General features: G+C 70.2%; 13 protein-coding genes. 8 read left to right on the plus strand and 5 right to left on the minus strand.

Features of this window, described 5'->3' with window-relative positions; translation table 11 throughout:
• Positions 1-15: 15 nt before the first annotated feature.
• On the minus strand, positions 16-1,341 hold the full coding sequence (locus R3F55_21415; GenBank protein MEZ5669943.1) for a hypothetical protein: 1,326 nt from the start codon (positions 1,339-1,341) through the stop codon (positions 16-18).
• Between R3F55_21415 and R3F55_21420 the strand changes: the two genes are divergently transcribed.
• Positions 1,301-2,728 carry a response regulator gene (locus R3F55_21420; GenBank protein MEZ5669944.1) on the plus strand — a complete coding sequence of 476 codons (1,428 nt, stop codon included), beginning with the start codon at positions 1,301-1,303 and terminating at the stop codon, positions 2,726-2,728. The genes R3F55_21415 and R3F55_21420 overlap by 41 nt on opposite strands.
• 25 nt (positions 2,729-2,753) lie before the next feature.
• Entirely contained in the window at positions 2,754-3,491 is a 738-nt protein-coding gene (locus R3F55_21425) for a response regulator transcription factor (protein MEZ5669945.1), read from the plus strand.
• Positions 3,492-3,629: 138 nt separating this feature from the next.
• Here the strand turns inward: R3F55_21425 and lpdA are convergent, their stop codons facing one another.
• The gene (gene lpdA / locus R3F55_21430; protein MEZ5669946.1) at positions 3,630-5,039 is read right to left on the minus strand and encodes a dihydrolipoyl dehydrogenase; all 1,410 of its coding nucleotides are present in this window, start codon (positions 5,037-5,039) and stop codon (positions 3,630-3,632) included.
• A 257-nt stretch (positions 5,040-5,296) separates the two neighbouring features.
• Here lpdA and R3F55_21435 point away from each other — a divergent pair, with 257 nt between their 5' ends.
• Entirely contained in the window at positions 5,297-5,536 is a 240-nt protein-coding gene (locus R3F55_21435) for a helix-turn-helix transcriptional regulator (GenBank protein ID MEZ5669947.1), read from the plus strand.
• 44 nt (positions 5,537-5,580) lie between these two features.
• Here R3F55_21435 and R3F55_21440 read toward each other — a convergent pair whose 3' ends face one another.
• Together R3F55_21440 and R3F55_21445 are read right to left on the minus strand one after the other, a co-directional pair.
• A complete protein-coding gene (locus tag R3F55_21440) occupies positions 5,581-5,967 on the minus strand; it encodes a VOC family protein (protein MEZ5669948.1) in 387 nt (128 codons plus the stop codon).
• A 90-nt stretch (positions 5,968-6,057) separates the two neighbouring features.
• Positions 6,058-6,891 (minus strand): polyhydroxybutyrate depolymerase, encoded by an 834-nt coding sequence (locus R3F55_21445; protein ID MEZ5669949.1) that lies wholly within the window; start codon positions 6,889-6,891, stop codon positions 6,058-6,060.
• A 206-nt stretch (positions 6,892-7,097) separates the two neighbouring features.
• Between R3F55_21445 and R3F55_21450 the strand changes: the two genes are divergently transcribed.
• From R3F55_21450 to metW, 3 genes are all read left to right on the plus strand, one after another.
• Positions 7,098-7,967, plus strand: coding sequence for a glycine--tRNA ligase subunit alpha (locus R3F55_21450; GenBank protein MEZ5669950.1), 870 nt, complete (start codon positions 7,098-7,100; stop codon positions 7,965-7,967).
• Between the two features lie 123 nt (positions 7,968-8,090).
• Entirely contained in the window at positions 8,091-10,166 is a 2,076-nt protein-coding gene (gene glyS / locus R3F55_21455) for a glycine--tRNA ligase subunit beta (GenBank protein MEZ5669951.1), read from the plus strand.
• Positions 10,163-10,810, plus strand: a complete 648-nt coding sequence (gene metW / locus R3F55_21460; GenBank protein MEZ5669952.1) for a methionine biosynthesis protein MetW — start codon at positions 10,163-10,165, stop codon at positions 10,808-10,810. The genes glyS and metW overlap by 4 nt, the downstream gene beginning before the upstream one ends.
• Before the next feature lie 204 nt (positions 10,811-11,014).
• On the opposite strand, the gene R3F55_21465 is transcribed toward metW, so the two are convergent.
• Complete coding sequence (locus R3F55_21465) at positions 11,015-11,389, minus strand: hypothetical protein (GenBank protein ID MEZ5669953.1); 375 nt, start codon at positions 11,387-11,389, stop codon at positions 11,015-11,017.
• Between the two features lie 741 nt (positions 11,390-12,130).
• Between R3F55_21465 and R3F55_21470 the strand changes: the two genes are divergently transcribed.
• Entirely contained in the window at positions 12,131-13,312 is a 1,182-nt protein-coding gene (locus R3F55_21470; protein ID MEZ5669954.1) for an NnrS family protein, read from the plus strand.
• A 97-nt stretch (positions 13,313-13,409) separates the two neighbouring features.
• Positions 13,410-15,002, plus strand: coding sequence for a calcium-binding protein (locus R3F55_21475; protein MEZ5669955.1), 1,593 nt, complete (start codon positions 13,410-13,412; stop codon positions 15,000-15,002).

Consider the following 15,002-nt stretch of genomic DNA (forward strand, 5'->3'; position numbering starts at 1 on the left):
AACCTGAAATATGCGTCACTTAGCGTGATGGCCGTGTCGCGCACGGTGCCGCGCTGGGAGTGTCGCATGGACGAAAGGGGTGTGGCTGGCGATCTGACCGGCCCACCCGGTCACCTGCACGAGAACCGGGTGCTGCGCATGATCCTGGATGCGGTACCCTCGCGGATCTGGTTCATGGACCGCGAGCACCGCACCCTGTTCGCCAATCGCGAGGCGGCGCGGCTGGTCGGCGAGGACGCCGACGCCCTGATCGGCCGCCCGACGGCCGAGGTGATCGGCGCGGAGAGCTTCAGGGCCGACCTGAAGATGCGCGAGACCGCGCTGGCCGGCGGCATCGCCCGCTGGGCCGGCTGGGCGGTCTATGCCGACGGCGTGCGCCGCTTCACCGAGCGGGTGTTCCACCCGCACTACGGCCAGGACGGGACCGTCACCGGCTACTACGAGTTCGTGCGCGACACCACACAGGAGATGGCGGCGCAGGACGAGGCCCGCCGCTGGGCGCAGCTGCTGCACGACGCGGTCGAGAACCTGCCCGACGCGATCAGCGTCGAGGAGCCCGACGGTACGCTGGCGATCTGCAACCGCGCCTATGCCGAGCTGTACGGCACCGAGGCGGCGGCCCTGCTGGGCCGCAGCTTCGAGGACCGCATTCCGATCCTGCTGCAGCGGGTGACCGCGATCGCCGGCGAGCCGTTCGACCCGGCGGTCGACGACGGGGTGGCGCGCTTCGTGTCGCTGCGCCGCGAGGTGGCCCGGCCGGTGGAGATCTCGCTGGACGACGGCACCGAGCTGTTCATCCAGCGCGCGCTGACCAGCGAGGGTGGGCGCGCAGTGCTGATGACCGACGTGACCGCGCTGCGCCAGGGCCAGCGCGAGGCGGAGCAGGCCCGCCAGCTGCTCGAGGACGCGATCGAGTGCGTGGCGCTGGGATTCGCCATATTCGATTCCGACGGCGGGCTGGTGGTCTGCAACACCCTGTTCCGCACCATGTGCTGCGCGCCGGCGCGGGCCGGGATCAGCTGGCGCGAAATCCTCCACGCCAGCGCCTGCGCCGGCTGGTTCGCCGGCGAGCAGGGCGACGCGGCGGCCTTCGCCGATGCGCACGAGCGCGCCCTGCACGACGGCAGCGCCGGGCCGGAGCTGGAGTTGACCGACGGGCGCCGGCTGCGGGTCTGGCGCCGCCGCACCCGGCTGGGCGGCAGCGTGCTGACGCTGACCGACGTGACCGAGCGCAGGCGGATGGAGCGCGAGCTGCGCCGGTCGGAGGACCTGGTCCGCCGCGTGTTGGAGGCCTGCCCCGGTGCCGATCACCATGGTGCGGGCGATCGACGGCGCGATCATCTACGAGACCGAGGCGTCGCGGGCGATGATGCTGTCCGAGGGACCGGGCGGCAGCACCCGCTCGCGCTGGCTGACGCCGGCGGCGCGCCAGGAATATGTCGAGCACCTGCGCCGGTTCGGCATGGTCGACAACTGGGAGCGGCAGTTCCGCCGCGGCGACGGCACGCTGGTGTGGCTGGCGTTGTCGGCGCGGATGATCACCTATCGCGGCGAGGAGGTGATCGTCGCCACCGCCTACGACCTGACCGAGCGGCGCGCGGCCCAGGAGGAACTGGAGCGCCAGCGCGAGATCGCGCAGCAGGCCGAGAAGCTGGGCGCGCTGGGCGAGCTGCTGGCCGGGATCAGCCACGAGCTCAACAACCCGCTGTCGGTGCTGGTCGGCCAGGCCGCGATCCTGCGCGAGACCACCCGCGACGCCGCCGTCGGCCGCCGGGTGGAGAAGATCGCCGAGGCCGCCGACCGCTGCGCCCGCATCGTGCGCAGCTTCCTGGCGATGGCGCGCCAGGGCCCGGCCCTGCTCGACCGGGTCGACGTCAACGCGGTGGTGCACAGCGGGGCGGAGATCGCGCTGGCCCAGATCAACGAAAGCGGTGCCGCACTGGAGCTGCACCTGGCCCGCGGCCTGCCGATGGCCTGGGCCGATGCCGACCAGATCCGGCAGGTGGTGGTCAACCTGCTGGTCAACGCCGCCCATGCGCTGCGCGACTTCGCGGGGCCGCGCCGGATCGAGATGGAGACGTCGGCGCAGGCCGACGGCACGCTGCTGCGCATCGACGTGGCCGACAGCGGGCCGGGGGTGCCGGCCAACATCCGTTCGCGCGTGTTCGAACCGCTGTTCACCACCAAGCAGGTCGGCCAGGGCACCGGCATCGGCCTGACCCTGTGCCACCGCATCGTCAGCGCCCATGGCGGGCGGATCCAACTGCTGTCGCCGCCGGAGGGGGGTGCGCTTCTGCGGGTGGAACTGCCGGCCGCGCCGGCGGCCGCGGCCGTGGGCACCGACGTGGTGGAGGAAGAGGCGGTCGGCGCGCTGCGCATTCTGGTGGTGGACGACGACGTCGCCGTGTCGCAGACCACCTCGGAGGTGCTGGCGCTCGACGGCCACAGCGTCGACTGCGCGGCATCCGCCGAGGAGGCGATGGGCATGATCCGCCGCCGCCGCTACGACATCGTCATCACCGACGTGCGCATGCCCGGCACCGACGGCCTGCAGTTCCATGCCGCGCTTGCGCGGGATCGGCCCGATGTCGCCGACAGGCTGGTGTTCGCCACCGGCGACATGCTGAGCCCGCAACTGGCGCGGGCGCTGCGGGCGACCGGACGGCCGTGCCTGGAGAAACCGTTCCTGCCCAGCGATGTGCGCGCGATCCTCGACGCGCTGATGTAGTATCAGCGGATCGGAACGGACAGCGATGGATGGAACCGTGGTCGCGACCGGACGACACCGGGTGGTCATCGTCGACGACGAGCCGGACGTGCGCGAGACGTTCGGCGACTACCTGGCCATGCACGACTTCGACGTGATGCTGTTCGACGGCGCCGCGGCGCTGCGCCGTTGGCTGGACGACGGCGGCAGCTTCGACGTGGCCCTGCTCGACATCTCGATGCCGGGCGAGGACGGGCTGTCGCTGGCGCGGCACCTGCGCGAGCGCACCAAGGCCGGCGTGGTGATGGTCAGCGCCCACGGCGACCCGATCGACCGCGTGGTCGGGCTGGAAATGGGCGCCGACGACTATCTCGCCAAGCCGGTCGAGCTGCGCGAGCTCGTCGCCCGGGTGAAGGCTGTGCTGCGCCGCACCCACGTGCCGCCGGCGCCGGTCGACGCGCCGCCGCCGACCACGATCGCAGTCGGCCCGATGACGCTGGACCTCGACGCACGCCGCCTGATCGACGCCGCCGGCGGCGAGGTGCCGCTGACGGCGATGGAGTTCGATCTGCTGCGCGTGCTGGCCGAGCGGCCGAACCGCGTGCTGTCGCGCGAGCAGCTGCTGGACCTGTCGCACAAGCGCAGCGACGAGCCGTTCGACCGCTCGATCGACATCCGCATCGCCCGCATCCGGCGCAAGATCGAGCACGACCCCGGCCGGCCGCAGATCATCAAGACCGTGCGCGGCGCCGGCTACGTGTTCTCGCGGGGCGAAGGCCGGTAGCCAGGGCCTGTAGGTCGGCGCGCCGACATCGTGTGGACATTTGCGGCCGCCATATGCGGCGGCGTGGCGCTCCGCGTTGGCCCCGCTTGACCGACGGGGCCGGGGCGGGCGGCTTCGGCCCTGGTCTGCCGGCGCCGCTCAGATGTGGATGGCGCGCCCCTCGGCGGCCAGGGCCGCCTCCTTCACCGCCTCGTTCAGGGTCGGGTGGCCGTGGCAGGTACGGGCGATGTCCTCCGCGGCGGCGCCGAACTCCATGCCCACCACGATCTCGTGGATCAGCGTGCCGGCATCGGGCCCGATGATGTGAGCGCCCAGCACCTTGTCGGTCTCGGCATGGGCCAGGATCTTCACGGTGCCGTCGGTGTCGCCGCTGGCCTTGGCCCGGCTGTTGGCGGTGAACGGGAACTTGCCGACCTTGTAGGGGACGCCGGCCTCCTTCAGCTGTTCCTCGGTCTTGCCGACGCTGGCGACCTCCGGCCACGTGTAGACGATGCCGGGGATGACGTCGTAGTTCACGTGCGCCTTCTCGCCGCCCAGGATCTCGGCCACCGCGACGCCTTCCTCCTCCGCCTTGTGCGCCAGCATCGCGCCGGGAATGCAGTCGCCGATGGCATAGATGCCGGGTACGCTGGTCTGGAACGCCGCGTCGACGGTGATGAAGCCGCGCTTGTCGCGGGCGATGCCGAGCTCGTCGAGGCCGAGGTCCTCGACATAGGGCCGCCGGCCGATCGACAGCAGCACCACGTCGGCTTCCATGGTTTCGGCCGCGCCGCCGGCGGCCGGCTCCAGCGTCAGGGTGACCCCCTTCTTCGACGCCTTCGCAGCGGTGACCTTGGTGCCGAGCTTGAAGGTGAAGCCCTGCTTGCCGAGCACGCGCTGGAACAGCTTCGAGATCTCGCCGTCCATGCCGGGCGTGATGCGGTCGAGGAACTCCACCACCGTGACCTCCGCCCCCAGCCGCCGCCAGACCGAGCCCATCTCCAGGCCGATATAGCCGCCGCCGATCACCACCAGGTGCTTCGGCACCGCCTGCAGCGTCAGTGCGCCGGTCGAGGTGACGATGCGCTGCTCGTCGACCTCGACGCCCGGCAGCGGCATGGACTCCGAGCCGGTGGCGATGACGATCGAGTCCGCCGTCAGCGTCGAGGTCTCGCCGTCGGCGTCGGTCACCTGCACCTTGCCGGGCGCCAGGATTCGGCCGGTGCCCTCGATCCACTCGATGTCGTTCTTGTCGAACAGGAAGGCGATGCCCTTGGTCAGGTCCTTCACCACCTTGTCCTTGCGCGCCAGCATGGCGGCGAGGTCGAGCCCGACGCCGCCGATCTTGATGCCGTGCGCCGCCAGGCCGTGCTGGGCCTCGGCGTAGAGCTCGGAGGACTGCAGCAGCGCCTTGGACGGGATGCAGCCGACATTGAGGCAGGTGCCGCCCAGCGCGCCGCGCTTCTCGATCACGCCCACCTCCAGGCCGAGCTGGGCGGCGCGGATGGCCGAGACGTAGCCGCCGGGACCGGCGCCGATGTAGAGCACGTCGAAGTCTGTGTCGGCCATGGGAGTTCCTGTCGAACGCTATGGGGCAGGGATGCTGACACCGAAAATGCCGCAACCGCCGCACCGCGGCAAGGCGGGTGCCCGCCCTGCCGCGCATGGCGGCCATGCGTGCCGCACCGGCGATCAATATTGTGCGAGTGCGAACAAATCCATTGCGCACTGCAAAACGGCGCCTATATCATGGTCGCCGGATGCCCACGGATTGGGCCCGGACGGCCGCACATTTCGGCCGGATCGCTTCCAGATGAGGTAGTCAGATGTTGCTCGAGGATTGCGGCGCCGTGGTCAGTGCGCTGCGGAGCCATGCGTTCATGACCCAGGCCGAGCTGGCCGAGATGATGTTGCGCTCGCCGGCCGAGGTCGCGGCGATCGAGGAGGGCCAGCAGCCGCTGGTCGAGGCCGACCTGCGTGCGCTTGCGCGCATCTTCGGGCTGAACGAGGCGCGCCTGATGCAGCTTGCCCGCCCCGCCAATATCGGCACCAAGGTCGCCGCCTGACCGATTTGCGGACCCGCCGGCAGGCGCCGGCGGGCCCAACCTGCTCACGCCGGCCCGGTGCGGGTGAACAGCCCGATCGAATTGCCGTCCGGATCGCAGCAATAGGCGAACCGTCCCGCCGGGATCGCGATCGGCGGCGAGACCACCGTGCCGCCGGCCTGTTCCAGTCGCGCCACCGCATCCTCCAGCCTGTCGGGCACCAGCAGGTGCACCGTCGGCCCGGTGCCGTCGGCGGCCGGCTTGCCGGGATAGAGGTGGCCGGCGACGCCGCTGCCGTTCTCGGTCGGGAACACCGCCATCGGATTGGGGCCCATGTTGTCGACCCGGTTCAGCCGGGTGGCGAACACCGCCTCGTAGAAGCGGATCGCCTGGTCGAGGTCGCTGACCGGAATCTCGGCCCAGACCGTGAAGTTCGCCGGTGCACCACTCATTTCGCGTTCTCCCGTCGGATGGTTGACGGGACGAGTGTGCATGCCGTCTCCTGACAACATTTTGTCAGGAGACGGGGCGGCGACTGCGGTTCAGCCGTGCAGGCTCTGCACCCAGGTCCAGGCGCCGTCCAGCCAGCCGCGCGGCATCATGTGGCCGCCGTCGTGCAGGCACAGCTCGACCTGCTTGCCGCTGGCGCAGCTGGTCCATTCCTGGCATTCGAGCGAGCCCTCGACGACCACCCGGTCCGGTTCCGGGCGGCACTGGTCCTGCGCGCGCCACAGCGCGACGGCGCGCAGCACATCGCCCTGGCGCCAGAGGCCGGCGATCGGCCGTCCCGCCATCGGCACCACCGTGTCGGCGGTGCCGTGCACGTGGCGCATGTTGACGGCGGCGGTCGGACAGCTGGTCGCCTGCGGCTCCCAGAACGCGCCGGCGATCGGCGCGAAGGCGGCATAGTCGTCGCCGCGGTAGCAGGCGATGTCCCACGCCATCGAGCCGCCCTGGCTGAAGCCGGTGACCCAGAACAGCGCCTCGTCGATCGGCCAGCGCGCCATCGCGTCGGCGCGAACCGCATCCATGAAGGCCAGCTCGTCGCGATCCTGCGACGGCGAGCCGACGTGCGACCAGGTCCTGTCGACGCCGTTCGGCACGATCAGCAGGATGCCGCGTTCGGAAAAGGCGCGGACCAGGCCGTCGTTGCCCATCACCCCGGCCGCCGACGAGCCGTAGCCGTGGAAGAACACCGCCGCCGGCAGGGTCGAGCGGCCGTCCCAGCCTTCTGGCACGGCGACCCGGTAGACCCCGCCGTCGACCGCGCAGTCGCTGTCGCGGCCGCACGCCGCGGCGGTGCCCGAGATTGCGGCCACTCCGGCGCCCAGCGCTATTGCCGCGAGCACCGCCCTGCGCATGCTCCCATCCGTCATGCCCTCGCCTCCATGCCGCCTCGCCGGTGTGCCGGCGCGGAGGCACGCTAGCGTTGCCGGACGGGCCTGTCCGCTCACAACTCGGCGACCGTGCGGCACCGGACGGGGCGCGCCACCGGTCGAGTTGACCCTGTCCGGAGCGGTGGATATGGTGCGCCGCACCATGGCCATGGCCGGCCATTTCAACACGTCTGGCAGAGCACCCGATGGCCGCTCCATCCTTCCAGGACCTGATCCTGCGCCTGCAGCGCTTCTGGGCCGACCGCGGCTGCGTGATCCTGCAACCCTATGACGTCGAGATGGGCGCCGGCACCTTCCACCCGGCGACCACGCTGCGCGCGCTTGGGCCGGAGCCGTGGCGCGCCGCCTATGTCCAGCCGTCGCGCCGGCCCACCGACGGGCGCTATGGCGAGAATCCGAACCGGCTGCAGCACTACTACCAGTTCCAGGCGATCCTGAAGCCGGCGCCGGAGGACAGCCAGACGCTCTATCTCGACAGCCTGCGCGAGCTCGGCATCGACCCGCTGGCCCACGACATCCGCTTCGTCGAGGACGACTGGGAAAGCCCGACGCTGGGCGCCTGGGGCCTGGGCTGGGAGGTGTGGTGCGACGGCATGGAGGTGTCGCAATACACCTATTTCCAGCAGGTCGGCGGCATCGAGTGCGACCCGACCTCGACCGAGCTGACCTACGGGCTGGAGCGGCTGGCGATGTACGTCCAGGGGGTCGACAACGTCTACGACCTCGACTTCAACGGCGCCGGCACGACCTATGGCGACGTGTACAAGCAGAACGAGGTCGAGTTCTCCGGCTTCAACTTCGAGCACGCCAACACCGAGCGGCTGTTCCGCCACTTCGGCGACGCCGAGGCGGAATGCGCCGCCCTGCTGGCGGCGAAGCTGCCGCTGCCGGCCTACGACCAGTGCATCAAGGCCAGCCACCTGTTCAACCTGCTCGACGCCCGCGGCGTCATCTCGGTGACCGAGCGCCAGGCCTATATCGGCCGCGTCCGCGCGCTGGCCAAGGGCTGCGCCGAGGCCTGGCTCGCCAGCCGCGGCCACGCGGCAGCGGCGTGACGATGGTCGCCATCGAGGCAACGCGCCTTCCTTCTCGCTCTCCCGGCATGGGCGAGGGCCGGGGAGGGGGCTTCGGCGCGGGCGGCGACCGGCATGCGGCCGTGCCGGCAAGAGGGCACTCGAATGGCTGAGTTCCTGCTCGAGATCTTCAGCGAGGAGATTCCGGCGCGGATGCAGCGGCGGGCGGCGGAGGATCTGCACCGCATCGTCACCGACGGGCTGAAGGCGCAGCAGCTTGCGTTCGACCGCGCCGAGGCCTTCGTCACGCCGCGCCGGCTGTGCCTGGTTATCGACGGCCTGCCGACCGCCCAGCCGGATGTCGCCGAGGAGCGCAAGGGCCCGCGGGTCGGCGCGCCGGAGCAGGCGATGCAGGGCTTCCTGCGCTCGGTCGGCATGGCCGAGGACCAGCTCGAGCAGCGCGACATCAAGGGCACGCCGTTCTGGTTCGCGGTGGTCCGGCGCCAGGGCCGGCCGACGGTCGACGTGCTGCGCGAGCTGATCGGCGAGGCGATGGCGGGCCTGCCGTGGCCGAAGTCGATGAAGGCCGGCTGGGGCGAGCTGCGCTGGGTGCGGCCGCTGCACCGCGTGCTGGCGCTGTTCGACGGCCGGCCGCTGGGCGGGACGCTGCACGGCGTGCCGCTGGTCGACTTCACCCACGGCCACCGTTTCCTGGCGCCCGACCGCATCGCCGTGACCGGCTTCGCCGACTATCGCGACAAGCTGCGCGCCGCCAAGGTGGTGCTGGACAGCGCCGAGCGGGCCGCGATGATCGCCGACCAGGCCCGCGCGCTGGCCGCGGCCGAGGGGCTGGAGGTCGACCTCGACGGCGGCCTGCTGGCCGAGAACGCCGGGCTGGTCGAGTGGCCGGTGGCGCTGATGGGGCGGATCGACGACGCCTTCATGCGGGTGCCGCCGGAGGTGCTGCGCACCACCATGGCCGCCAACCAGAAATACCTGACCCTGCGCGACGCCGACGGCGCGATGGCGCCGCGCTTCATCCTGGTCTCCAACCTCGCGGCGAAGGACGGCGGCAAGGCGATCGTCGCCGGCAACGAGCGGGTGCTGCGCGCGCGGCTGTCCGACGCCGCCTTCTTCTGGGACCAGGACCGCAAGCACAGCCTGGAAAGCCGGCTGCCGGCGCTGAACGGCATCGTCTTCCATGCCCGGCTCGGCTCGGTCGGCGACAAGGTCGACCGGGTCGAGGCGCTGGCGGTGGAGATCGCCCGCCATGTCGACGGCGCCGACCCGGACCGCGTGCGCTCCGCCGCGCGGCTGGCCAAGGCCGACCTGACCACGGCGATGGTCTACGAGTTCGGCGAGCTGCAGGGCGTGATGGGCCGCTATTACGCGCTCAACGACGGCGAGCACCCGGAAGTGGCCGACGCGATCCGCGACCACTACGCCCCGGAGGGGCCGAGCGACGCCTGCCCGTCCGCCCCGGTCAGCGTGGCGGTGGCGCTGGCCGAGAAGATCGACATCCTGGTCGGCTTCTGGGCGATCGACGAGAAGCCGACCGGCTCGAAGGACCCCTATGCGCTGCGCCGCGCCGCGCTGGGCGTGATCCGACTGGTACTGGAGAACGGGCTGAGGCTGCCGTTGGGCGCGGCCTTTTCCGCAGCGCTTGCCAATGTCCCCGCGGCGGTTGCAGGCCCGGTTGACGGCGCCACGCTTGCCGCCGACCTGCTCGGCTTCTTCGCCGACCGGCTGAAGGTGCACCTGAAAACCGAGGGCGTGTCCCACGACCGGATCAGCGCGGTGTTCGCGCGCACCGCCGACGACGACCTGGTGCGGTTGATGGCGCGGGTGCGCGCGCTGGGCGACTTCCTGGCCGGCGACGACGGCGCCAACCTGCTGGTTGCCTATCGCCGCGCCGCCAACATCTTGCGCATCGAGGAGAAGAAGGACGGCCGCAGCTATGCGGCGCCGGCCGACCCGGCCGGCTTCGCCCAGGAGGAGGAGCGGGCGCTGCAGGCCGCGCTGGACGCGGCCCGTGCCGCGACCGCGGATGCGATCGCGGCGGAGGACTTCGCCGGGGCGATGGCGGCGCTGGCCGCCCTGCGCGCGCCGGTCGACGCCTTCTTCGATGCGGTGACGGTCAACGTCGACGACCGGGCCTTGCGCGCGAACCGGCTGGCGCTGCTGGCCGAGATCCGCGACGCGATGGACAGCGTCGCCGACTTTTCGCAGATTACGGGATGAACGCCATCAATCCGGACATCGCGCTGGTGCAGACCGACGGGCCGATCCGCCCCGACCTGCGGCTGATCGCCGAGATGGTGCCGCAGGGCGCGCGCGTGCTCGACATCGGCTGCGGCGACGGCGCGCTGCTGGAATATCTGGTCCGTCACAAGGGCGTCGACGGCCGCGGCATCGAGCTGAACCAGGAACGGGTGGCGGTCGGCATCGGGCGCGGGCTGGCGGTGATCCAGGGCGACGCCGACACCGACCTCGACGACTATCCCGAGGGCGCCTTCGACCTGTGCATCCTCAGCCAGACCATCCAGGCCACCCGCGCGCCCGACAAGGTGCTGGCCAACCTGGTGCGGATCGGAAAAGCCGCGATCGTCTCGCTGCCCAACTTCGGCTCGTGGCGCATGCGCCTCAGCCTGCTGCTGAACGGACGCATGCCGGTGACCCGGACGCTGCCGAACAGCTGGTACGAGACGCAGAATATCCACTTCTGCACCGTCCGCGACTTCGTGACCCTGTGCCACGACCTCGGCATCCGCATCGAGCAGAGCGAGGGCCTGGACCCGCGCGGCCGCATCTGCAGCCGCGACGCCACCCGCGGGCTGGCCAACCTGCGCTGCGACCAGGCGATCTTCCTCTTGTCGAAACGCTGACCGCGGGGCCGCAAGCGCCGTAGCCCGGATGGCGCGCGAGCGAAATCCGGGAACCGGTCGTGGGCGGCGCGGGTCATTGCCGGTGCGCCTGGCCAGTGGAAACGCCCAGTCCGCGTCGGCGTAGTCACGGTTGGCCCTGCGCTGCCGCCATTCTGTCTTCCTGCGCCAGCCCCGCCCCGTGGGGGATGATCTCCAGGGCGGGAGTCAGAGAAGCTGTGGGTGATCGGCGATGAACTTCTCGATTTTCTCAGCAATCTCTTTGTAGTTCTTGGTCTTGCTGCCGGTCAGGCTGCGATAGTACCGGGCGCGCTCTTCGAAGTCGGCTTTGTCATAGGTTCCCTTTGACATGCCCCAATCCGAGCCCTCGGCGTAGTTCGTGCCGATCTTCTCGATGAGTTCATTGCGACAGGCGATCGGGTCGTTGTTGTACTCGAAATAGCCGTAGTAGGCATTGCCACCTTCCCGCGCGGTCCAGCCGAAATCGGAAAACCCGCCGCCCGAATTGAATTGCGCCCAGGCAAATCCAGGCTTGCCTGCTGCGATCGCCGCTTTCACTTCCGCAAGAGATGTCGAAGCCATAGACTTTCCTCCAAATCGTAGATGACAATCAAAACCAATCAAATATTCTGGATCGAACGCTCGCCGGTGTATCCTGCGCAACACGAACAACCGCGCCAACAAGATGCGGCCGCATATTCATCGTCCATTGCCAATGATGATAGACTATAATCATTCACTATGCAACGCGGCGTGGCGGGCCATGGTGTGTGACATTGTTGATCCTGCCAAGCCGGTTGACGTTGTCTGCATTGACCCGCAATCGTAGCGCTCCTTCCCAGGACTGTCGGCGTTGCTGCTGCCAATGGCAATCACACCCGTCGGCACCGAAGCGGCACGGCGGCGATCGAAGCTGCCGGCGGTGCTGAGCCGGGACATGCTTGGCCAATGCGCCCTTGTTGCGCCGGCACCGACACTTCGCGCCGCGCCGTTGAACCGCCGCGCTGCCGTCTGCGACCCGCCGAATGCGACAACTTCGCGACGGGAGCACGGCAATGTTGCTGCACCCGTGGCCCGGATGACGCGCGAGCGAGATCCGGGAACCGGTCGTGGGCGGCGCGGGTCCGACCCGGATTGCGCTGCGCTCCATCCGGGCTACGGGTAGGGCGCCGCCACGCCACGGGCGTCGTCCGCCATGTCGAGCCCGGCGATGTCGAAAGAAGGGTTGGCCGGGCGATGCGCGGCTGCGGCATCGCTCCGGATTGCGCTGCGCCGCACACCGGCTACGGTCTGGCGTTTGCCGTGAAAGCGATCGGAGCACCGATGACCTCGTCCGCCGAAGCGATGCGCGCCTATCGCGGGCCGGCGCTGTTCGAGCGCGGGTTCCGGCCGTTCTTCCTCGGTGCCGGGCTGTTCGCCGCGCTTGGGTTGCCGCTTTGGCTGGCGATGCTGTCGCTGGGGCTGGCCTTGCCGACCCATCTCGGCGCGCGCGACTGGCATGTGCACGAGATGGTGTTCGGTTACGGCACCGCGGTGATTGCCGGCTTCCTGCTGACCGCGATCCCGAACTGGACCGGGCGGCTGCCGGTCGCCGGCCCGCGCCTGGCCGCACTGGCCAGTCTGTGGCTGGCCGGACGCGTGGCGATGGCGGTTTCGGCCTGGGCGCCGGTGCCGGCCGCGCTGGTCGATGCCGCCTTCCCGGCGGCGCTGGCGGCGGTGGCCTGGCGCGAGGTGGTCGCCGGCCGCAACCGGCGCAACGCGGTGGTCTGCGCCCTGGTCACCCTGCTGGCGCTGGCCAACGCCGGCTTCCACGTCGCCGTGCTGGCGGCCGTCGACCGCGCCTTGGCGGAGCGCGCCGGGCTGTCCGCCATCGTGCTGCTGATCAGCCTGATCGGCGGACGCATCGTGCCGAGCTTCACCCGCAACTGGCTGGCCGCCCGCGGCGCCGCCCGGCTGCCGGCGCCGTTCGGGGCGGTCGACAAGGCGGCGCTGGCAATCGTGGTGGCGGCGCTGGCGGCGTGGGTCGCAGCGCCCGATAGCGTCGTCGCGACCGCGGCGATGGCGCTGGCCGCCGTGGCGCTGGCGCTGCGGCTCGCCCGCTGGCGCGGCGCGGCGACGGCGGCAGAGCCCCTGGTGACGATCCTGCACGTCGGCTATGCGTGGCTGCCGCTGTGGTTCGCGCTGACGGCGCTGCACGGCATCGCGCCGGCGGCGATCGACGCCTCGACCGCGCTGCACGCTCTGACCGCCGGCGCCATCGGCACGATGACGCTGGCGGTGATGACCCGGGCCACGCTCGGCCATTCCGGCCGGCCGCTCGCCGCCGGTGGGCTGACCGCGCTGGTCTATCTGCTGGTCGTCGGCGGCGCCGCGCTGCGCGTGCTGGCGCCGCTGCTGCCGCTGGACCACGGCGATGCGCTGGCCCTCTCCGGCCTGGTCTGGTCGGCCGGCTTCGCCGCCTTCGCCATCGGTTACGCACCGCTGTTCCTGAAACGACGCGCCTGAGCATCGCCAGCACCGGCAAATCGCGCCGGGCCGTTGAACCGCCGCGCGGTCGCCTGCGACCCATCGAATGCGACAACTTCGCGACGGGAGCACGGCAATGTTGCAGCAGGCGATCGGCACGAACCTCGGTCTCGATGGCAAGACCGGCACCGAGGCCAACCTCGGTTTCGACGACTTCGACATCTGGCCGGTGCTGGTCGATCCGGTCACGCTCGACGACGGCGACAACACGTTCGAAGGCAGCGACGGACCGGACGAGATCCACGGCGCCGGCGGCAACGACACGTTGTACGGCAAGGACGGCCTCGACCGGCTGTACGGCGACGACGGCAACGACTTCCTGATCGGCGACGGCGGCAACGATCACCTCGAGGGCGGTGCCGGCAACGACACGATGGTCGGCGGTTCCGGCCATGATCGGCTGAATGCGGGCGAGGGCAACGACATCCTGTTCGGCCATTCCGGCGACGACGTGCTCTGGGGCGAAGGGGGCAACGACGCGATCTTCGGCGGGGACGGCAACGACGTGGTCGTCGGCCACGACGGAGACGACACGGTCTGGGGCGGCGCGGGCAACGACGGCCTGAACGGCGGCAATGGCGACGACATCGTTCGCGGCGAGGCGGGCGAGGACGCTGTTGGCGGCCTCGACGGCAACGACACCCTCTATGGCGGTGACGGGCCGGACCGGGTCTATGGCGGCGACGACGACGACCGCATCTTCGGCGACGGCGACCATACGGAATGGGAACTCGACGCCCTCTATTCGCGGAACCGGGAGCAGTTCCTGGAACTGACGGCGCGCAGCGGCGAAAACCACCTCTGGGGCGAGAATGGCGACGACTGGATCCAGGGCGGACTGCGCTACGATCAGATCGGTGGGGGCGCAGGCGCCGATATGCTGAACGGCAGCTTCGGCGACGATCTGTTGTATGCCGGAGACCGCTTCTACGAACCCCTGGACAGCAGCGCCGATGTGCTGATCGGCGGCGCCGGCAGCGATCGGCTCTATGCCAATGGCGGCGGCGACATCCTCTGGGGTGACTTCATTCCCCCCGCAGTGGATGGACACAGCGGTCTAAACTACAACGATGCCCTGTATGGCTCGGCGGACGCGGACAGTCTGATCGGTGGCTTCGGCAGCGATGTCATCCGGGCCGGCGACGGGGACGACACGATCTTCGGCAACTATGAAGATTTCGATGTTGGCGACGCCTTCTACCCGACCTTCGATTCGTCGAACCAGATCTGGGCGGGCGGCGGCGACGATATGATCCGAGCCGGCAATGGCGATGATACGATCTATCTGGAACACGGGGCCAACCAGCTCTGGGCCGGCAAGGGCGCCGACCTCATCTTACTCGGCGATGGCGCCGATCAGATCTGGGCAGGGGCGGGATCGGACAAGCTCTACGTTTCGAACGACAGCAACCTCGACTGGGTCCACGACTTCGAAGGCGGCATGGACGGCGACGCCATCCTGCTCGGGCACTATCTCGGCGAGGGCGGCGCGGTGCACAGCGAGAGCCTGATCGCGTTCAAGGACGGCGAGGTTGTGCGGTTGCGGCTGGACAACGGTGCGCTGTTGCCGGTGGTGCTGGAGGGCGTCCACGGCGGCGACCTGATCGCCTATGGCCTGAACAGCGCCATGTTCCTCACAACCGTGCTGGACCACGACCCGATGGTCTGA

Source organism: Alphaproteobacteria bacterium (assembly GCA_041396705.1).
Taxonomy (GTDB): Bacteria; Pseudomonadota; Alphaproteobacteria; order CALKHQ01; family CALKHQ01; genus CALKHQ01.